Origin of the sequence: Streptomyces sp. WAC 06738 (assembly GCF_003945505.1) — a bacterium.
GTDB lineage: Bacteria > Actinomycetota > Actinomycetes > Streptomycetales > Streptomycetaceae > Streptomyces.
Genome location: NZ_CP029618.1, coordinates 6,419,434 through 6,433,610, shown reverse-complemented (window position 1 = coordinate 6,433,610; position 14,177 = coordinate 6,419,434). Strand labels below are relative to the sequence as shown.

At 74.1% G+C, this 14,177-nt stretch carries 13 protein-coding genes; 4 read left to right on the top strand and 9 right to left on the bottom strand.

What is annotated here, in order from left to right:
- Positions 1-14: 14 nt before the first annotated feature.
- Positions 15-1,313, bottom strand: a complete 1,299-nt coding sequence (locus DMB38_RS28210; protein ID WP_125937502.1) for a DUF4192 domain-containing protein — start codon at positions 1,311-1,313, stop codon at positions 15-17.
- Between the two features lie 198 nt (positions 1,314-1,511).
- Here DMB38_RS28210 and DMB38_RS28205 point away from each other — a divergent pair, with 198 nt between their 5' ends.
- Positions 1,512-2,381, top strand: a complete 870-nt coding sequence (locus DMB38_RS28205; RefSeq protein ID WP_125937501.1) for a methyltransferase domain-containing protein — start codon at positions 1,512-1,514, stop codon at positions 2,379-2,381.
- 75 nt (positions 2,382-2,456) lie between these two features.
- Here the strand turns inward: DMB38_RS28205 and DMB38_RS28200 are convergent, their stop codons facing one another.
- Positions 2,457-4,616: a RecQ family ATP-dependent DNA helicase gene (locus DMB38_RS28200; RefSeq protein ID WP_125937500.1), complete on the bottom strand. Its 2,160-nt coding sequence runs from the start codon at positions 4,614-4,616 to the stop codon at positions 2,457-2,459.
- Between the two features lie 351 nt (positions 4,617-4,967).
- Here DMB38_RS28200 and DMB38_RS28195 point away from each other — a divergent pair, with 351 nt between their 5' ends.
- Entirely contained in the window at positions 4,968-5,603 is a 636-nt protein-coding gene (locus tag DMB38_RS28195) for a hypothetical protein (RefSeq protein ID WP_125937499.1), read from the top strand.
- A 36-nt stretch (positions 5,604-5,639) separates the two neighbouring features.
- Here DMB38_RS28195 and DMB38_RS28190 read toward each other — a convergent pair whose 3' ends face one another.
- From DMB38_RS28190 to DMB38_RS28180, 3 genes are all read right to left on the bottom strand, one after another.
- Positions 5,640-6,224: a hypothetical protein gene (locus DMB38_RS28190; RefSeq protein WP_125937498.1), complete on the bottom strand. Its 585-nt coding sequence runs from the start codon at positions 6,222-6,224 to the stop codon at positions 5,640-5,642.
- A gap of 122 nt (positions 6,225-6,346) precedes the next feature.
- On the bottom strand, positions 6,347-7,060 hold the full coding sequence (locus tag DMB38_RS28185) for a ribonuclease HII (protein WP_125937497.1): 714 nt from the start codon (positions 7,058-7,060) through the stop codon (positions 6,347-6,349).
- A 76-nt stretch (positions 7,061-7,136) separates the two neighbouring features.
- A complete protein-coding gene (locus tag DMB38_RS28180; RefSeq protein WP_125937496.1) occupies positions 7,137-7,775 on the bottom strand; it encodes a TetR/AcrR family transcriptional regulator in 639 nt (212 codons plus the stop codon).
- A gap of 114 nt (positions 7,776-7,889) precedes the next feature.
- On the opposite strand from DMB38_RS28180, the gene DMB38_RS28175 reads away from it, so the two are divergent.
- Positions 7,890-9,437 carry an MFS transporter gene (locus DMB38_RS28175; RefSeq protein ID WP_125939325.1) on the top strand — a complete coding sequence of 516 codons (1,548 nt, stop codon included), beginning with the start codon at positions 7,890-7,892 and terminating at the stop codon, positions 9,435-9,437.
- Between the two features lie 206 nt (positions 9,438-9,643).
- Here DMB38_RS28175 and DMB38_RS28170 read toward each other — a convergent pair whose 3' ends face one another.
- The 3 genes from DMB38_RS28170 to DMB38_RS28160 form a co-directional block, all read right to left on the bottom strand.
- The gene (locus DMB38_RS28170; protein WP_125937495.1) at positions 9,644-10,576 is read right to left on the bottom strand and encodes an ADP-ribosylglycohydrolase family protein; all 933 of its coding nucleotides are present in this window, start codon (positions 10,574-10,576) and stop codon (positions 9,644-9,646) included.
- Between the two features lie 181 nt (positions 10,577-10,757).
- Entirely contained in the window at positions 10,758-11,363 is a 606-nt protein-coding gene (locus tag DMB38_RS28165; protein WP_125937494.1) for a YdbC family protein, read from the bottom strand.
- Positions 11,364-11,416: 53 nt separating this feature from the next.
- Positions 11,417-11,839: a RidA family protein gene (locus DMB38_RS28160; protein ID WP_125937493.1), complete on the bottom strand. Its 423-nt coding sequence runs from the start codon at positions 11,837-11,839 to the stop codon at positions 11,417-11,419.
- 102 nt (positions 11,840-11,941) lie between these two features.
- On the opposite strand from DMB38_RS28160, the gene DMB38_RS28155 reads away from it, so the two are divergent.
- Positions 11,942-12,841, top strand: coding sequence for a LysR family transcriptional regulator (locus DMB38_RS28155; RefSeq protein ID WP_125937492.1), 900 nt, complete (start codon positions 11,942-11,944; stop codon positions 12,839-12,841).
- A gap of 106 nt (positions 12,842-12,947) precedes the next feature.
- On the opposite strand, the gene DMB38_RS28150 is transcribed toward DMB38_RS28155, so the two are convergent.
- Positions 12,948-14,066: a hypothetical protein gene (locus tag DMB38_RS28150; RefSeq protein WP_240662508.1), complete on the bottom strand. Its 1,119-nt coding sequence runs from the start codon at positions 14,064-14,066 to the stop codon at positions 12,948-12,950.
- Positions 14,067-14,177: the final 111 nt, after the last annotated feature.

The window sequence follows — 14,177 nt, the reverse complement described above, 5'->3', positions numbered from 1 at the left end:
GCTCTCTCATGCCGTCATCGCTGCTCCTTGCTCCGCACGTCGCGGCGCCGGGCGGTGCGGCGCGCCGTGCGGCGGCCGGGCGGGCGGCGGGAGCCGCGGCTCGACGGCTGGGCAGGCGGCAGGCAGAGCGGCCGCGACCGCGACCGGGACGCCGCCGCGGGCGGCTGGGAGCGGGGCTCCGCGGGCGCCGGCGAGGCGGCCTCCTGGGCGCGGCGCTGGCGGCGCAGGGAGCGCCGCAACGGCTCCGGGTCCAGGCCCTCGTTGATCGCCTGGTGGAGCAGCCGGGCGAACAGGTATTCCGGGTCGGACGCCAGGGCGCAGCCGAGGGCGACGCGGGCAGCCGCCTCGTCGCCGCTCGACCACGCCACCCAGCCGGCGAGGGTCAACGGCGCCGCGGCGTGCTCCACATACGCTCCGACGCAGCGGCGGGACAGCGCCCGCCACAGCCGCAGCGCGCCCGCCCCTTCCTCGCCCTCCATCCGCTCGGCGGCGCGGTCGCGGGTGAGCCGGTCCTGGAGACCGACGATGAGGGCCGCGCACTCGTCGTCGGTGAGCAGCCTGTCGTCCCGCTCGTCGGTGTCCGCCGCCGCCTCCCCCGCGGGCGGCGGAGCACCGGTGAGCCGGGCGATCAGCCGGTCCGTCAGCGCCAGGGTCTCGGCGCGCACGGTCTCGCGGCCGGCGTGCTCCAGGATCCGCGGCACGAGCGAGCCACCGGCCGCGTCGAGCGCCCGCGTCTGCCGGTCGGCGTCCGGGTGGCGGGGCGCGATCCTGTCCTCCAGCGCGCGCAGCGATCCGGGGCGCCGCAGGCCCGCGTAGGCCGCGGCGGCGGCCATGGCGGAACTGCCGGGCGGGACGAGCTCCGTGCCTTCCGGCGGGCAGCAGCGCTCGTCCGGGCAGAGGTAGGACCAGTAGCGCCCGGCGGAGATGCACAACGCCTCGACGACCGGCACCTCCAGCCGTCCGCAGGCCACGCGGAGCCGCTGGGCGAGCGAGCGGAGCCGCTCCATGACCTCGCGCGGCTGCTCGCCCGCTCCGGGGTCCTGGCAGAGGAAGACGACGATGCCGTCCGGCTTGCCGCCCCGCTTCGCGCTGCCTTCGATGAGGCACTCCGCGAGCTGCGCGGCCACGTCCGGCCAGCCGTCCCGGTCCGGCGGAATGCCGAGCCGCAGCCGGCCGCCGAACCGTCCGTGCTCGCCGTGCAGCGCGGCGAGGACGACGCTGTCGTCCGGGTGGAAGCCCATCAGGTACGGCAGGGCGTCCGCCAGCTCGGCGGGGCTGCGGAGCACGACCTGCGTTTCGTTGTGCGTTGTCATGGCTTGAGGGTTTCGTGTCTCCGCGGGATCCGCGACCCCTGTGGATAACCCCTGGCAGGGCCATGCCATCACCCTCCCGGACCTGGGGAATCCGGCCAACCCGGGGGTTGGCCGGTTCGGTTCGGGCTCCTGGGTCCGGCGGGCCTCTACGGTGACGCGAGGAAGGCGACGTACGCCGACACGAAGGGGCAACGCGCCATGGCAACCGACGCGCACGACAGCGGCCTCGCTCCCCCGTCGCCCGAGGAGGTCGGTTCCGCGTACGACCGGTTCGGCCCGCTGTACGACCTGACGCAGGGCACCGCCGCCATCCATGTCGGCCGGTGGTCGGCGGACGGCGCGGGCCCGCCCGCGACCTCGCTCGGGAAGCTGGCCGACCAGGCGATGAACCGGCAGACCGACTACTACATCGACGCCCTGGCGCCCGGTGAGACCGACCACGTGCTCGACATCGGCAGCGGCACGGGCGGTCCCGCCGTGCGGCTCGCGGAGCGCACCGGGGCGCGGGTCACGGGGATCACCGTCAGCGAGACGCAGGTCGCCCGCTCCCGGGAGCGGGCCGCGGCCGCGTCGCTCGCGGACCGCGTGACGTTCGCCCTCAACGACGCGCTGGAACTCCCCTACGAGGACGCCTCGTTCGACGCCGCCTGGGCCATCGACTCCTTCGCCCACATCGCCGACCGGCTGCGCGGACTGCGCCAGGCGTGGCGTGTGCTGCCGCGCGGCGGGCGGTTCCTGATGACGGAGTTCACCCGCCGCGGCGAACCGTCGCGCGCGCAGTTGGACACCTTCCGGCAGGTCTGGACGTCGCCGCCGCCGCTGCCGCTGGCGGAGGGGGTGCGGCTGGCGTACGAGGCGGGCTTCGAGCTCGAGCGGCTGGAGAACCAGACCCATGACGTCATCATGAACGCCGAGGTCATGACCGTTCTCTACCGGGACCACCACGACGAGATCCGGGAGCGCTACGGGCTGGAGACGACCGCGGCGATGGATGCGTCGATCCCGTTGTTCCGCACCTTCGTCCGCGACCACCTCGGCTACTTCGTCTACCTTCTGCGCAAGCCGTAGCCAGCCGCACGGCCGGCGCGGTGCGGCCGCCGCCTCGCACCTCCGGCCCGCGCCCCCTCCGGGCCCCGCTTCGGCTCAGCCGCTCGCCGCGAGGACCAGCGGCAGCACCGCCTCGGCGCCCGCCCGCCGCAGCAGCCGGGCCGCGACGGCGAGGGTCCAGCCGGAATCCGTGTAGTCGTCGACGAGCAGCACCGGGCCCGGGTTGCCGGCCAGGGCGGCGGCGAGGTCGCCGGAGACGGTGAAGGTGCCGGTGAGGGTGGCGAGCCGCTGCGCCGAGTTGCTGCGGCGCACGGCGTGGCCGCCGTCCGGGTCCGCGTACGCCAGCGTGCCGAGGTACGGCAGCCGCCCGACGGTGGCGATGCCCCGGGCGAGCGAGTCGACCAGCAGCGGCCGGGACGTGGACGGCACGGCGACGACGCCCACCGGCCGCGCCGGGGCGTCCGGCCCGCCCGCCGCCCAGCCGCCCGGGGAGCGCGCCCAGTCGGCGAGCACGCCGACCGCGGCGCGCAGCACGTCGTCCGGCACGGGTGCGTCGGGGGTGTGCGGCGCGAGCAGCGGCCGCAGCCTGTTGCCCCAGCCGATGTCGGAGAGGCGTCCCAGCGCCCGCCCGGTGGCACCCTGCTCACCCGCCGGGATACGGCCCTTGAGGTCGATGCCCAGCGCTGCCATGCCGGTCGGCCACATCCGGCGCGGCTCGATCTCGGTCCCCGGCCGGTCCAGCTCCTTCTCGGCGCCCGTCAGCGCCTCCGCCGAGACGCCCGCGTCGATCCACGGGCCCGCGCAGTTGTCGCAGCGCCCGCACGGCTCCGCCCCCTCGTCGTCCAACTGCGCGCGCAGGAACTCCATCCGGCAGCCCGGCGTGCTCACGTAGTCCCGCATGGCCTGCTGTTCGGCGGCGCGCTGCCGCGCCACCCACGCGTACCGCTCGGTGTCGTACTCCCATGCGCGGCCGGTGGCCGTCCAGCCGCCCTTCACCCGCCGGACCGCCCCGTCGACGTCGAGCACCTTCAGCATCGTCTCCAGCCGTGTACGCCTGAGGTCGACGGCCGCCTCCAGGGCCGGGACGGACAGCGGGCGGCCGGCGTCCGCGAGCGCGGCGAGGGTCTGGCGGACCTGCGCTTCGGGCGGGAAGGCGGTGTCGGCGAAGTAGCGCCAGATGGCCTCGTCCTCCCGGCCCGGCAGCAGCAGTACGTCGGCGTGGTCGACCCCGCGGCCGGCGCGGCCCACCTGCTGGTAGTACGCGATCGGCGAGGACGGCGAGCCGAGATGGACGACGAAGCCGAGGTCCGGCTTGTCGAACCCCATGCCCAGCGCGGACGTCGCGACCAGCGCCTTGACCCGGTTCGCCAGCAGGTCCTCCTCGGCCTGCAGCCGGTCGGCGTTCTCCGTGCGCCCCGTGTACGAGGCCACGGGGAAACCGCGCTGCCGCAGGAAGGCCGCGGCCTCCTCGGCGGCGGCGACGGTCAGCGCGTAGACGATCCCGGATCCCGGCAGCTCGCCCAGGTGCTCGGCGAGCCAGGCGAGGCGGTGCGCCGCGTCGGGCAGCCGGACCACGCCGAGCCGCAGGCTCTCCCGGTCCAGCGGGCCGCGCAGCACCAGGGCCTCGCCGCCGCCGGTGCCGAGCTGCTCGGCGACGTCGGCGGTCACGCGCGCGTTCGCCGTCGCGGTGGTCGCCAGCACGGGCACACCTTGGGGCAGGTCGGCGAGCATGGCGCGCAGCCGCCGGTAGTCGGGGCGGAAGTCGTGGCCCCAGTCGGAGATGCAGTGCGCCTCGTCGACGACGAGGAGGCCGGTCGTGGCGGCCAGTTCGGGCAGCAGCCGGTCGCGGAAGTCCACGGAGTTCAGCCGCTCGGGGCTGACGAGGAGCACGTCGGTCTCCCCGCGCTCGACCTCCTCGTGGATGGCGCCCCACTCCTCGGGGTTGGCCGAGTTGATCGTACGGGCCCGGATGCCGGCCCGCGCCGCGGCCTCGACCTGGTTGCGCATGAGCGCCAGCAGCGGCGACACGATCACGGTGGGGCCCGCGCCGCGGCGGCGCAGCAGCGCGGTGGCGACGAAGTACACCGCCGACTTGCCCCAGCCCGTGCGCTGCACCACCAGCGCCCGGCGGCGCTCGCGCACGAGGGCGTCCACGGCCTGCCACTGGTCCTCCCGCAGCCGGGCCGGGCCCCCGGGGTCGCCGACGAGCCCGGCGAGAACGGCGTCGGCTTCGGCGCGCAGCTCCTGATCGTCCATGCCCCCATGCAACCCGATGGCACCGACAGTCAGCCACCTCACGCACGGTGATCGCTGCTGATATGCAGTTGGTCAGCGGTTGGACAGCGGTCGGGCACCGGCCCGCCGACGGCCGGAAAGGGCCCAGGCAACGGCCGTCGTGGGGCCCGGAAGCGGCCCGTGCCGCAGCGGGCCGGCGACCGGAGAAGAGAGACCTGTCGACAATGCCGCATTGCCGCAGGCCAGTTCGGCGGGGAGAATTGAGGTTCGCTCCCAGCGCCGGCCCGGTCCCCCGGGCTGCTCGACGCTGCGCGCCCACGCCCGTTCGCCCCCGCCGTGCGTTCCGTACGCCCGCAGCCCCAGGGAGGGCCCTTGGTCTTCGGCCCCGCCACCGGCGACACCGGCCCGTCCGGCCGCATCCTCGAACCTGCCGAGTGGGCGGCGGCCGGCATCCCGCTTCTGCGTAACCCCCGCGAGATCGTCACCGGTCTGCACGCCCGCCACCGGCCCGCGCCGCAGACGGCGGTGATCGCCGTGCTCGACCCCGACGAGCGGCTGCGCGCGAGCGCGTCGCTCGCGCGCAGCGGGGCCGGCCGGCCCGAGGTCGCACCGGACGGCTGGGACCTCCGCAACGCGCTGCTGGCCCGGCTCCGCCGGATCATCCCGCACGACCTGCGCCGCCGCTTCCCGGTCCGTACGGCGGTGCTGCTGTACTGCCGCACCGGGGACGCCGGCTGGACGGAGGAGGACGGCGCGTGGATGTGGGGGCTGCGGGACGCCTGCACGCTGCACGGGCTGCGCTGCGGCGCGTACATCACGCTCACCGGCGGCGGCTGGCAGGTGCTGGGCGAGGGCCGCGGCGGCCGCCGCCCGTACGCGGACGGGCCGCCGGCGGACGGGGAGTTCACGGAGGACGCCCCCGCGCGCGAGGTCGGTGCGGCCCCGGGCCCGCGGGCGCTCCAGCCGCCGGAGGCGGACGCGGAGCCGACCATCTCGTGGGCGGTCTGAGCCGCCGGCGCTCCGCCCGCGGGCGGAGCGCGGCGATCAGGCCGAGACGCCCAGGATGCCGTTGATGTAGTCCGCGTCGCCGCAGAGGATCAGCAGCGCCGCCGCGCGCGTCATGGCCGCCGGCAGCGCCGCGGCCGTCGCCTCGTCGCCGCCGCCGTTGACGGCGACGACGACCACCGGCCGCCGGGCCAGCCGCTCCGAGGCAGCGGCGGCGGCGTAGAAGACGTCGTCCCCCGCGGCCTCCTGCGCCCAGTAGCCGTCCTCGCCGAACGACAACTCGTGCGCCGCCCACGGGTGCGGGTCGCCGGTGGTGAGGACGAGGATCTCGGCCGGCGCGCGGCCGGACTCCAGCAGCAGGTCGACGGCTTCGTCGGCGGCGTCGACGGCACCGTCGGGCGTCGCGGGGATGAGCTGGAGCTGCGGCCCGGCGGCGGGCCTGCCCTGGCCGCCGGCGGGTGCGGGACGGGCGCCGGGCGCGGTGGCACCGGGGGCGCGGCCGCCGGGGCCGGAACGGGAGCCGCCACGCGGCCGTACGGGTCGGGGGCCTGGGATGGGACGAGGGGGCGCGCTGCGGCCCGGGACGCTCTCGTGGGTGGGAGAGTCCTCGGCAGGGAGAGGCATGGGCGCATGTCTATCAAATGGCTGTGACAAGCACATCAGCGGGTGGGCAACTGAAGCGGCCGCGCCCGCGGCCCGCGGCCCCGGCGGGAGGCAGCGCGGCACCGGCCGCGGGGCCGCGGGTGTCAGATGTCCAGCCCCAACTGCCCGGCCGCCTCCAGCTCCGCGGCCTCGGGCGCGATCCGCGGGCGCTTCAGGTGCTGCCACCTGTCCAGCCCGTCCATGTACGCCCAGGAGAGCCGGTGCAGATCGGTGGGCCCGTGGTGCTGGAGGGCGGTCCGGTGCACGGGCGAGGGATAGCCGGCGTTGTCCTCGAACGCGTACGGCTCGTACTCGGCCCGCGCGGCGGCCAGTTCGGCCATGCGCGCGTCGCGGTGGACCTTGGCGAGCACGGACGCGGCGGCGACGGCGACGCACGACTGGTCGCCCTTGATCACCGTACGGACCCGCCAGGGCGCCCCGAGATAGTCGTGCTTCCCGTCGAGGATCACCGCGTCCGGCCGTACGGGCAGCGCCTCCAGCGCCCGGCCGGCGGCGAGGCGCAGGCACGCCGTCATGCCCAGCTCGTCGATCTCCCGCGACGAGGCGTGGCCCAGCGCGTGCGCGGTGACCCATCCGGTCAGCTCGGCCGCCAGCTCCTCGCGCCGCTTCACCGTCAACAGCTTGGAGTCGGTGAGCCCTTCGGGCGCGCGGCGCAGCCCGGTGACGGCCGCGCACACGGTGACGGGGCCGGCCCACGCACCTCTGCCGACCTCGTCGACGCCCGCGATGACCTTGGCGCCCGTGGTGGCGCGCAGGGAGCGCTCGACGCGGTGGGTGGGCGGTTCGTAGGGGCTCATAAGTTCAGCTTACGACCCGGCCCCCGCCCGGATCACACGCACCCGCGCGCGGCACCTGACGCGGGGCCCTCCGCGCTCACTGCACTTGCAGCAGCGGGACCATCACCTGGTCGACCAGCTCGTCCATGTCCTTGTCGCTGAGGTCCCGGCCGGTGGTCTTGTGCCGGTACATCATCATCGCCGGCACCACGTCGAGCACCAGGTCCCCGTTCACCTCGGGCCGCACGTCCCCCCGCTCGACCCCGCGGCGCAGCAGCTCCGCGATGAGCTCCTTGCCGGGTTCGATGATCTGCCCAATGATCAACTCGTGGAACTGCTCGGCCTGCTCGCGGTCGCACTCGTCGAGCACGGCGCGCAGCGCCTGCCCGCCGCTGGAGTACATCCGGTCGCGCAGCGCCCGGCAGAACTCGGTGAGGTCGGCCCGCAGGCTGCCCCGGTCGGGCTGGGTCTCCAGGGGCGGCACCCCGGCCCGTAGCGCGTCCTGGACGAGCTCCGACTTCGACGCCCAGCGCCGGTAGACAGCCGCCTTCCCGGTCTGCGCGCGGGCGGCGACGCCCTCGATGGTCAGCCCCTTCCAGCCGGCGATGCCGAGTTGTTCGAGGGCGGCGTCCAGGATGGCGCGTTCGAGAACGTCGCCCCGGCGGCGTCCTCCGCCGGCCTGGCTCCTGCTGGTCTCGGTGCACGCTCCGGGAGCGGTCCGGCGCGAACTACCCATATCGGTCTCTCCATTGGCGGCCATAGTGAACGCTTGCGTTCCCTCGCGGGCACGCCTACGCTCAGCTCATCAGTGAACGCTACCGTTCACTATTTCACTTGCATGGGGAACATGGTGACAACCTCTCAACTAGCGAACGAGCCGGAGGCGGGCAAGGCTCCTCGTGGTGACCAGCGCAACATGGCCCTCGCCATCATCGCGGCCTGTCAGCTCATGGTCGTGCTCGACGCAACGATCGTTAACATCGCCCTTCCGCATATCCAGGACGATCTGGCCTTCTCCACCACCGGCCTGACCTGGGTCGTCAGCGCGTACACCCTGACCTTCGGCGGTCTGCTGCTCCTCGGCGGCCGGGCCGGCGACATCCTCGGCCGCCGCCGCGTCTTCACCTTCGGCATCGCACTCTTCATCGTCGCCTCCCTGCTCGGCGGTTTCGCACAGGAGCCGTGGCAGTTGCTCCTGGCCCGCGCGCTGCAGGGCGTCGGCGGTGCCATCGCCTCGCCCACCTCGCTCGCGCTCGTCACCACCACGTTCCCCGAGGGTCCCGAGCGCAACCGGGCGTTCGGGGTGTTCGCAGCGGTCTCGGCAGGCGGCGGCGCCATCGGCCTGCTCGCCGGCGGCATGCTGACCGAGTGGCTCGACTGGCGCTGGGTGCTCTTCGTCAACGTCCCCATCGGCGTGCTGATCATCGCCGCCGTCCCGCTGTACATCAACGAGTCGGAGCGCCACCCCGGACGCTTCGACATCTCCGGCGCACTGACGTCGACCCTCGGTATGGCCGCACTCGTCTACGGGTTCATCCGCGCAGCCGAGGAGGGCTGGCGTGACAGTCTGACGATCGGCTCGTTCGCGGCGGCCCTGATCCTGCTCGTGGCGTTCGTCCTCGTCGAGCGCAGCGCGAAGGACCCCATCACGCCACTGAAGATGTTCGCCGACCGTAACCGCTCCGGCACGTACGTGATCATGCTGAGCCTCTCCGCCGCCATGTTCGGCATCTTCTTCTACCTCGTGCTGTTCGCGCAGAACGTCCTCGGCTACAGCCCGATCAAGGCGGGCGTGGCGTTCCTGCCGATCACGGTGGCCATCGTCGCCAGCGCGGGCCTCGCGCAGCGGTTCCTGCCCGTGCTCGGGCCCAAGCCGTTCATGGTCGGCGGCTCGCTCATCACCGCTGTCGGCATGGCGTGGCTGGTCTTCCTGGACACCGACAGCACCTTCCTGGGCGGGGTGTTCGGACCCGAGATCGTCTTCGGCTTCGGCATGGGCATGAACTTCGTGACGCTCACCATCACCGCCGTCTCCGGCGTCGCGCCGGAAGAGGCGGGCGCCGCCTCCGGCCTGCTCAACGCCACTCAGCAGGTGGGCGGTTCGCTCGGCCTGTCCATCCTGACCACCGTGTTCGGCACCGCCAGCAGGGACGAGGCGAAGGAGCAGATCCCGTCGTTCATGGCGCAGGCCACGCCGGATCAGAAGGCGGTCTTCGACAAGACCGGCGAGCTGCCCCCGCCGTGGGGACAGAAGGTGCTCGCGGAGGGCATGTCCATGGGGTTCGTCGCGGCCACGGTCATGGTGCTGCTCGCCGTGGTCGTCGCCGTGGTGGCGATCAAGGTGCGCAAGAGCGATCTCGAAGCCCTCTCCGGCGCGGCGGGACCGGGCGTCGCCTGAGGCGGCGCTCCGGAAGCCGGTGGCCCCGCAGTAGGGCGGGGCCACCGGATATCCGACCCCCTGCGCCGCGGCAGTCGCCGCCTCGGTCGCGTACGCCACGGGCCCTTCGCCGGATGTGAACTGTCTGCCCTACGTGCCTCGCCGCCTCCGCAGCGCCGCGGGCCCGCGGCGGTGACGCCGGGTCGGCGGCCGTGCCGTGCCGGCCGTCAGGAGTCCGCGGCCGCGGGGACCCACTCCGGCAGCGGCTCCACGTGGCGTACCCACTCCGCCGGCGGCGCGCCGGCCGCCGCGCCCGCAAGCACTCCGCCGACGATCGCGCACGTGGTGTCCACGTCCCCGCCGGCCTGCACCGTGGCCCAGAAGGCACCCGTGAAGTCGCCGAGGTGCCGGGCGGCCGACCACAGGGCGAACGGCACGGTGTCGTGCGCGGTGCTGCGCCGGCCGTTGCCCAGTACGGCGGCGACGGTGGCGACGTCGTCGTAGTCGAGCATGTCCCGCGCCCGGCGCAGCCCTTGGGCGACGGCGCTGCGCGGCACGAGCGCGATCACCTGGTCGAGCAGCGCGGCCCCATCGGGCCCGGCGGCGCCCGCCGGGCGCGCCGCGGCGTCGCCGGGCGGATCGGCGGCCAGCGCCGCCGCCGCGGCCACCGCCATGCAGCCGGTGACGGCCTCGCGGTGCTGGTGGGTGACGTACGAGGAGATCTCCGCCTGCCGTACCGCCTCCTGGACGTCCCCCGCGTACCAGGCGCCCAGCGGCGCCACCCGCATCGCCGCGCCGTTGCCCCAGGAGCCCTGGCCGTCGAAGAGGGCGGCGGCGAGCCGGCGCCAGTCCCCGCCGTCGCGCACCTGCCGCAGGATCCGGTTCACCGTGCGCCCGTAGCCGCGGGGGCCGCCGGCGTTCTGCCGCCGGGCGAACGAGGCCGCCAGCGCGTCCTGTTCGACGCGGCCGTGCGCGGCGAGCACCGCCACCACCGATGCCGCCATCTCCGTGTCGTCCGTCCAGCGCCACGGCGCGGGCGGCAGCTCACGGCGGGCCAGGAGGGGAAAGATGCCGGGCTCGGAGTACCGGGCGCCCAGCGCGTCGCCGACGGCCAGCCCGCGCAGGCTCGCGAGGGCGCGTACGAGGGGTGCGTCGGGCATCCGCGCGCCCGTGCCCCCGGGTACGCGAGCGCCCCGGCCGTGGCCAGCGGCTGCGGCCGTGTCCGGGGCCGGTTCCTGGGCGGTGCCCGGAGCCTTGGACGGGTCCGGGGACGGGTCCGGCGGCGGGGCGGAAGCGGGATCCGGTGTCATCTCGCGCACAGCGTAGCGGCCGGGCATCCGGTCAGACGGTCCAGGACTCCACGAGATCCACCACGTCCCCCGCCAGCGCCGCCACGTCCGCCGCGGTCTGCGCGCGCAGCGCCAGCCGCTCCACCCGCTCCTCGCGGTACTTGCCGTGTTCCCCTTTCGCCCACCACAGAGACAGCACCAGGAACTCGCCCTCCCCCGACTGCCCCAGCACTCCCCGCAGCATCCCCGGCGACCCCGCCATCGCCGGGTTCCACACCTTCTCCTGCATGAGCGTGAAGTGCTCCACACGGTCCTCGTGCACCCGGCAGTGCGCGAGCCGCATCACGTCCGCCCCCTCGAACCGGGGCTCGAAGCCCATCTTCACGTCCATCCGGTACTCGAAGAGCCGCACCCGCATGTCGCGGAACGTGCCGAGCTGGGCGGCGGCGAGCCGGTCGTGCGAGCGGGCCATGAAGGAGTCGTACAGCGCCCGGCTCTCCCAGAAGGCAATGAGGTGCACCACGCCCTCGCGCGCCCGGCTCCAGCCCCCGCCCTGCCCGAGAAAGCCCGGTTCGCCGGGCAGCCCCGCCCACTTCCGCTGCCCCCGCTCAAAACCCCGGCGGTCCACCACGGTGCAGCGAATCCACTTGACCAGCACCGCGCTATCGTACGGCCTGGTTCAGCGGCGATCACCGGCGTGCGAGGGGCACTTCACGCCCCCTGGCCGCCGGTCACCGCCGCGACGATCTCCACTTCCAGCAGCGCGCCGTCCCGGAAGAGCCGGGAGACCTCGACCGTGGTGCTGGACGGCGGCGGGCCGGGGAAGTACCCGCGCCGCACCTCCGCGTACTCGGAGAGCAGGCCCATATCGGTGACGAACGAGCGGATGTTCACGACGTCCGCGAGGGTGCCGCCGTGGGCGGCGAGGATCGCCGCCAGGCTCTCCATCACGTACCGGGCCTGCACGCGCATGTCCCCGGGGCCGACGACCCTCCCGCCGGCGTCCAGCGCGACCTGCCCGGAGACGAAGAGCAGCGCGTCGCCGCCGCCGAGGCCGAGGCGTACGACGTGGGAGAAGTTGCCCGCGGGCGGCGGGACGGCGGCGGGGTCGTCGAAGGTCTTCTGCAGCGTCATGTGCCGAAACGCTAGGCGGGCGCCCACACATCCGACCAACGAATGTCTCGCATGGATACGATGCGGAGGCCGCATGCCTCGTCGGACCCCGGGAGCCGCCGCATGGACACCGCCTGGCTGGAGGTCTTCCGGGCCGTCGCCCGCCACGGCTCCTTCACCGCCGCGGGCACCGAACTGGGCTTCACGCAGTCCGCGGTGTCCCGGCAGATCGCCGCGCTGGAAGCGGAGTTCGGCGCGCCGCTCTTCGACCGGCTGCCCCGCGGCGTACGCCTCACCGAGCAGGGCCGCCACGCCCTCGGCCACGCCGGGGCGGCCCTCGACCGCCTCGCCGACGCCCGCCGCGACCTCGCCGCCCTGGACCGGCTGGCGGCCGGGCGGCTGCGGCTCGGCTCCTTCGCCACGGCGGACGCCGCCCTCGTACCCCGCGCGCTGGCGGCCTTCGCCGCCGACCACCCGGGCGTGCGCGTGACGCACGTCGAGGGCTACAGCCGCGACCACGTCGCCGCGCTGGCGGCCGGCGGGCTGGACCTGGCCCTGGTGTCGGGCTACCCGGAGCAGGTGGCCGCGTACGAGGGAGTGGAACTGGCGCACCTGCTCGACGACCCGGTGCTCGTCGCGCTGCCCGCCGGTCACCGGCTGGCCGGGAGCACCCGCCCGCTGCGGCTTGCCGACCTGGCCGGCGAGAGCTGGGTGGCGGGCAGCCAGACGCCGGAGGAGACGCTGATCAGCGCCTGCCTGCGGCAGGGCTTCCGGCCCCGTATCGACTACGTCGCCCGCGAGTGGACGGCGAAGTTCGGCTTCGTCGCGGCCGGCCTGGGCCTCACGCTCGTCCCCGCCCTCGCCGCGGGAGCCCTCCCCGCAGGCGTCACCCTCGCTCCCCTCCACCCGGAGGACGCCCCCACCCGCACGGTGCACACGGCCACCCCCCACGCCGCCCACCCGCCGTCGGTCAGGGGCTTCCTCCCGTACCTGCACCGGGCGGCGGGCGCGACGAAGGACTGACACCCGGGAAGAGCCGCCGGCACGCCGCCCAGGACTCCACCCGGATGTGTCCGGCACGCTCCGGACCCGGCCCGTACCGGCGGGGGGTAGATATTCCTGGCGTGCGCTATTCCCCGCCCGATGGTGGCTGGCAGGCGAACGCCCGCAGCCCGCGGCCCGACGCCGTCTCTGCGAGCCGGAGCACACCGGGCTCCTTGGCCGCGAGGGCCTTCCGGGCCACCTGGCACCAGTCCTCGCGGTCGAGAAGTGCCAGATAGCGGTCCCGATAGGACCGCCAACGTTCGGTGGACCCGATCGAGCCTGCATCGCCCTGTTCCCCGAGGCTGCTGGCCAGCCAGGCGGCCGTGGAGTACCTCCCGGCGGAGGGCCCCAGACGCTCAAGGTGACGCAGATGCGCAGTCAGTACTGCCTCGGCGTGGGGGTATCGCGAGAGGGTCATCCCCATGCCCTGGCTGTAGGTCAGCACGAGGAGAAGTCTGCCGGTGTGGTCTGCGATCTCGTTGTCCAGGCAGGGTTCGGTGATGACTTCGTGCAAATCTGTGGTCTCAGCGACACGGCCTGCGAAGTACGCGTTGAGGAAGTCGCCGTCACATGCCCTGCGGAGGAGCCAGGACCGGGCAGCGGGCTCGTCGAGTCGACAGAGGGCTTCCACGACGTAGACCCGTCCCCAGCCGGTGACTCGGTCAGCGAGCCAGAGAAGGGCTTCGGCGCCGCCTTCAGGCAGTCGTTCCAAGGCTCGCGCTGCAAGTGGACCGAAGCGGTTGGAGAGAAGCCCGATCGTGTGGATCAGTGGGATGTCGTCGGCTGTTCCCACGGCCGCAAGGAGGGCAAGGCCCACGGTGACCGCGCATCGATCGGTGCCGTGCCTGACGAGCCATCGGCCCGTCTGGAGAACACGGTCTCTGTCAGCCCGCTGGGCAGCCGCCGTGATGTGCTCGTTTTCGTGAATCGGGACGTAGAGGTCGTGGAAGGCTTCGGCGAGGCTGCTGGGGCCGGCCGAAGGCGAGGCGAGATGAGCGTCCAGGAGGGACGCCACGTCCAATCCGATGCGGCTTCGGTCTTCGGGGGCCTCGGGGCGAAGTCGTCGACGGTGTGTCCGATCGTCTGGATACGGTTCTCCGTCGCGCGGAAGAGGCTCGTCTGGAGTGGACTTGTGTAGCGCCAGCGCGTAGTCGAACAGTGCCGTCTGTGATCCGGGAGGCTTCATCCCGGTCGCCTCGCTCATCGGCGGACGGAAGGCTCGTTTCTCTTGATCATGGGCAGGAGCATGCCACGGCAGAACTGGCGTCACAAGACCTCAGGGCCGGAAGCGCTCAGGCCACGGATATCCCGACTG

What these genes read in the sequence shown, in the direction of transcription:
- DMB38_RS28210 (WP_125937502.1), bottom strand. Translation starts at nt 1,313, where the DNA reads ATGACAACGCACAACGAAACGCAGGTCGTGCTCCGCAGCCCCGCCGAG.
- DMB38_RS28205 (WP_125937501.1), top strand. Translation starts at nt 1,512, where the DNA reads ATGGCAACCGACGCGCACGACAGCGGCCTCGCTCCCCCGTCGCCCGAG.
- DMB38_RS28200 (WP_125937500.1), bottom strand. Translation starts at nt 4,616, where the DNA reads ATGGACGATCAGGAGCTGCGCGCCGAAGCCGACGCCGTTCTCGCCGGG.
- DMB38_RS28190 (WP_125937498.1), bottom strand. Translation starts at nt 6,224, where the DNA reads ATGCCTCTCCCTGCCGAGGACTCTCCCACCCACGAGAGCGTCCCGGGC.
- DMB38_RS28185 (WP_125937497.1), bottom strand. Translation starts at nt 7,060, where the DNA reads ATGAGCCCCTACGAACCGCCCACCCACCGCGTCGAGCGCTCCCTGCGC.
- DMB38_RS28180 (WP_125937496.1), bottom strand. Translation starts at nt 7,775, where the DNA reads ATGGGTAGTTCGCGCCGGACCGCTCCCGGAGCGTGCACCGAGACCAGC.
- DMB38_RS28170 (WP_125937495.1), bottom strand. Translation starts at nt 10,576, where the DNA reads ATGCCCGACGCACCCCTCGTACGCGCCCTCGCGAGCCTGCGCGGGCTG.
- DMB38_RS28160 (WP_125937493.1), bottom strand. Translation starts at nt 11,839, where the DNA reads ATGACGCTGCAGAAGACCTTCGACGACCCCGCCGCCGTCCCGCCGCCC.
- DMB38_RS28155 (WP_125937492.1), top strand. Translation starts at nt 11,942, where the DNA reads ATGGACACCGCCTGGCTGGAGGTCTTCCGGGCCGTCGCCCGCCACGGC.
- DMB38_RS28150 (WP_240662508.1), bottom strand. Translation starts at nt 14,066, where the DNA reads ATGAGCGAGGCGACCGGGATGAAGCCTCCCGGATCACAGACGGCACTG.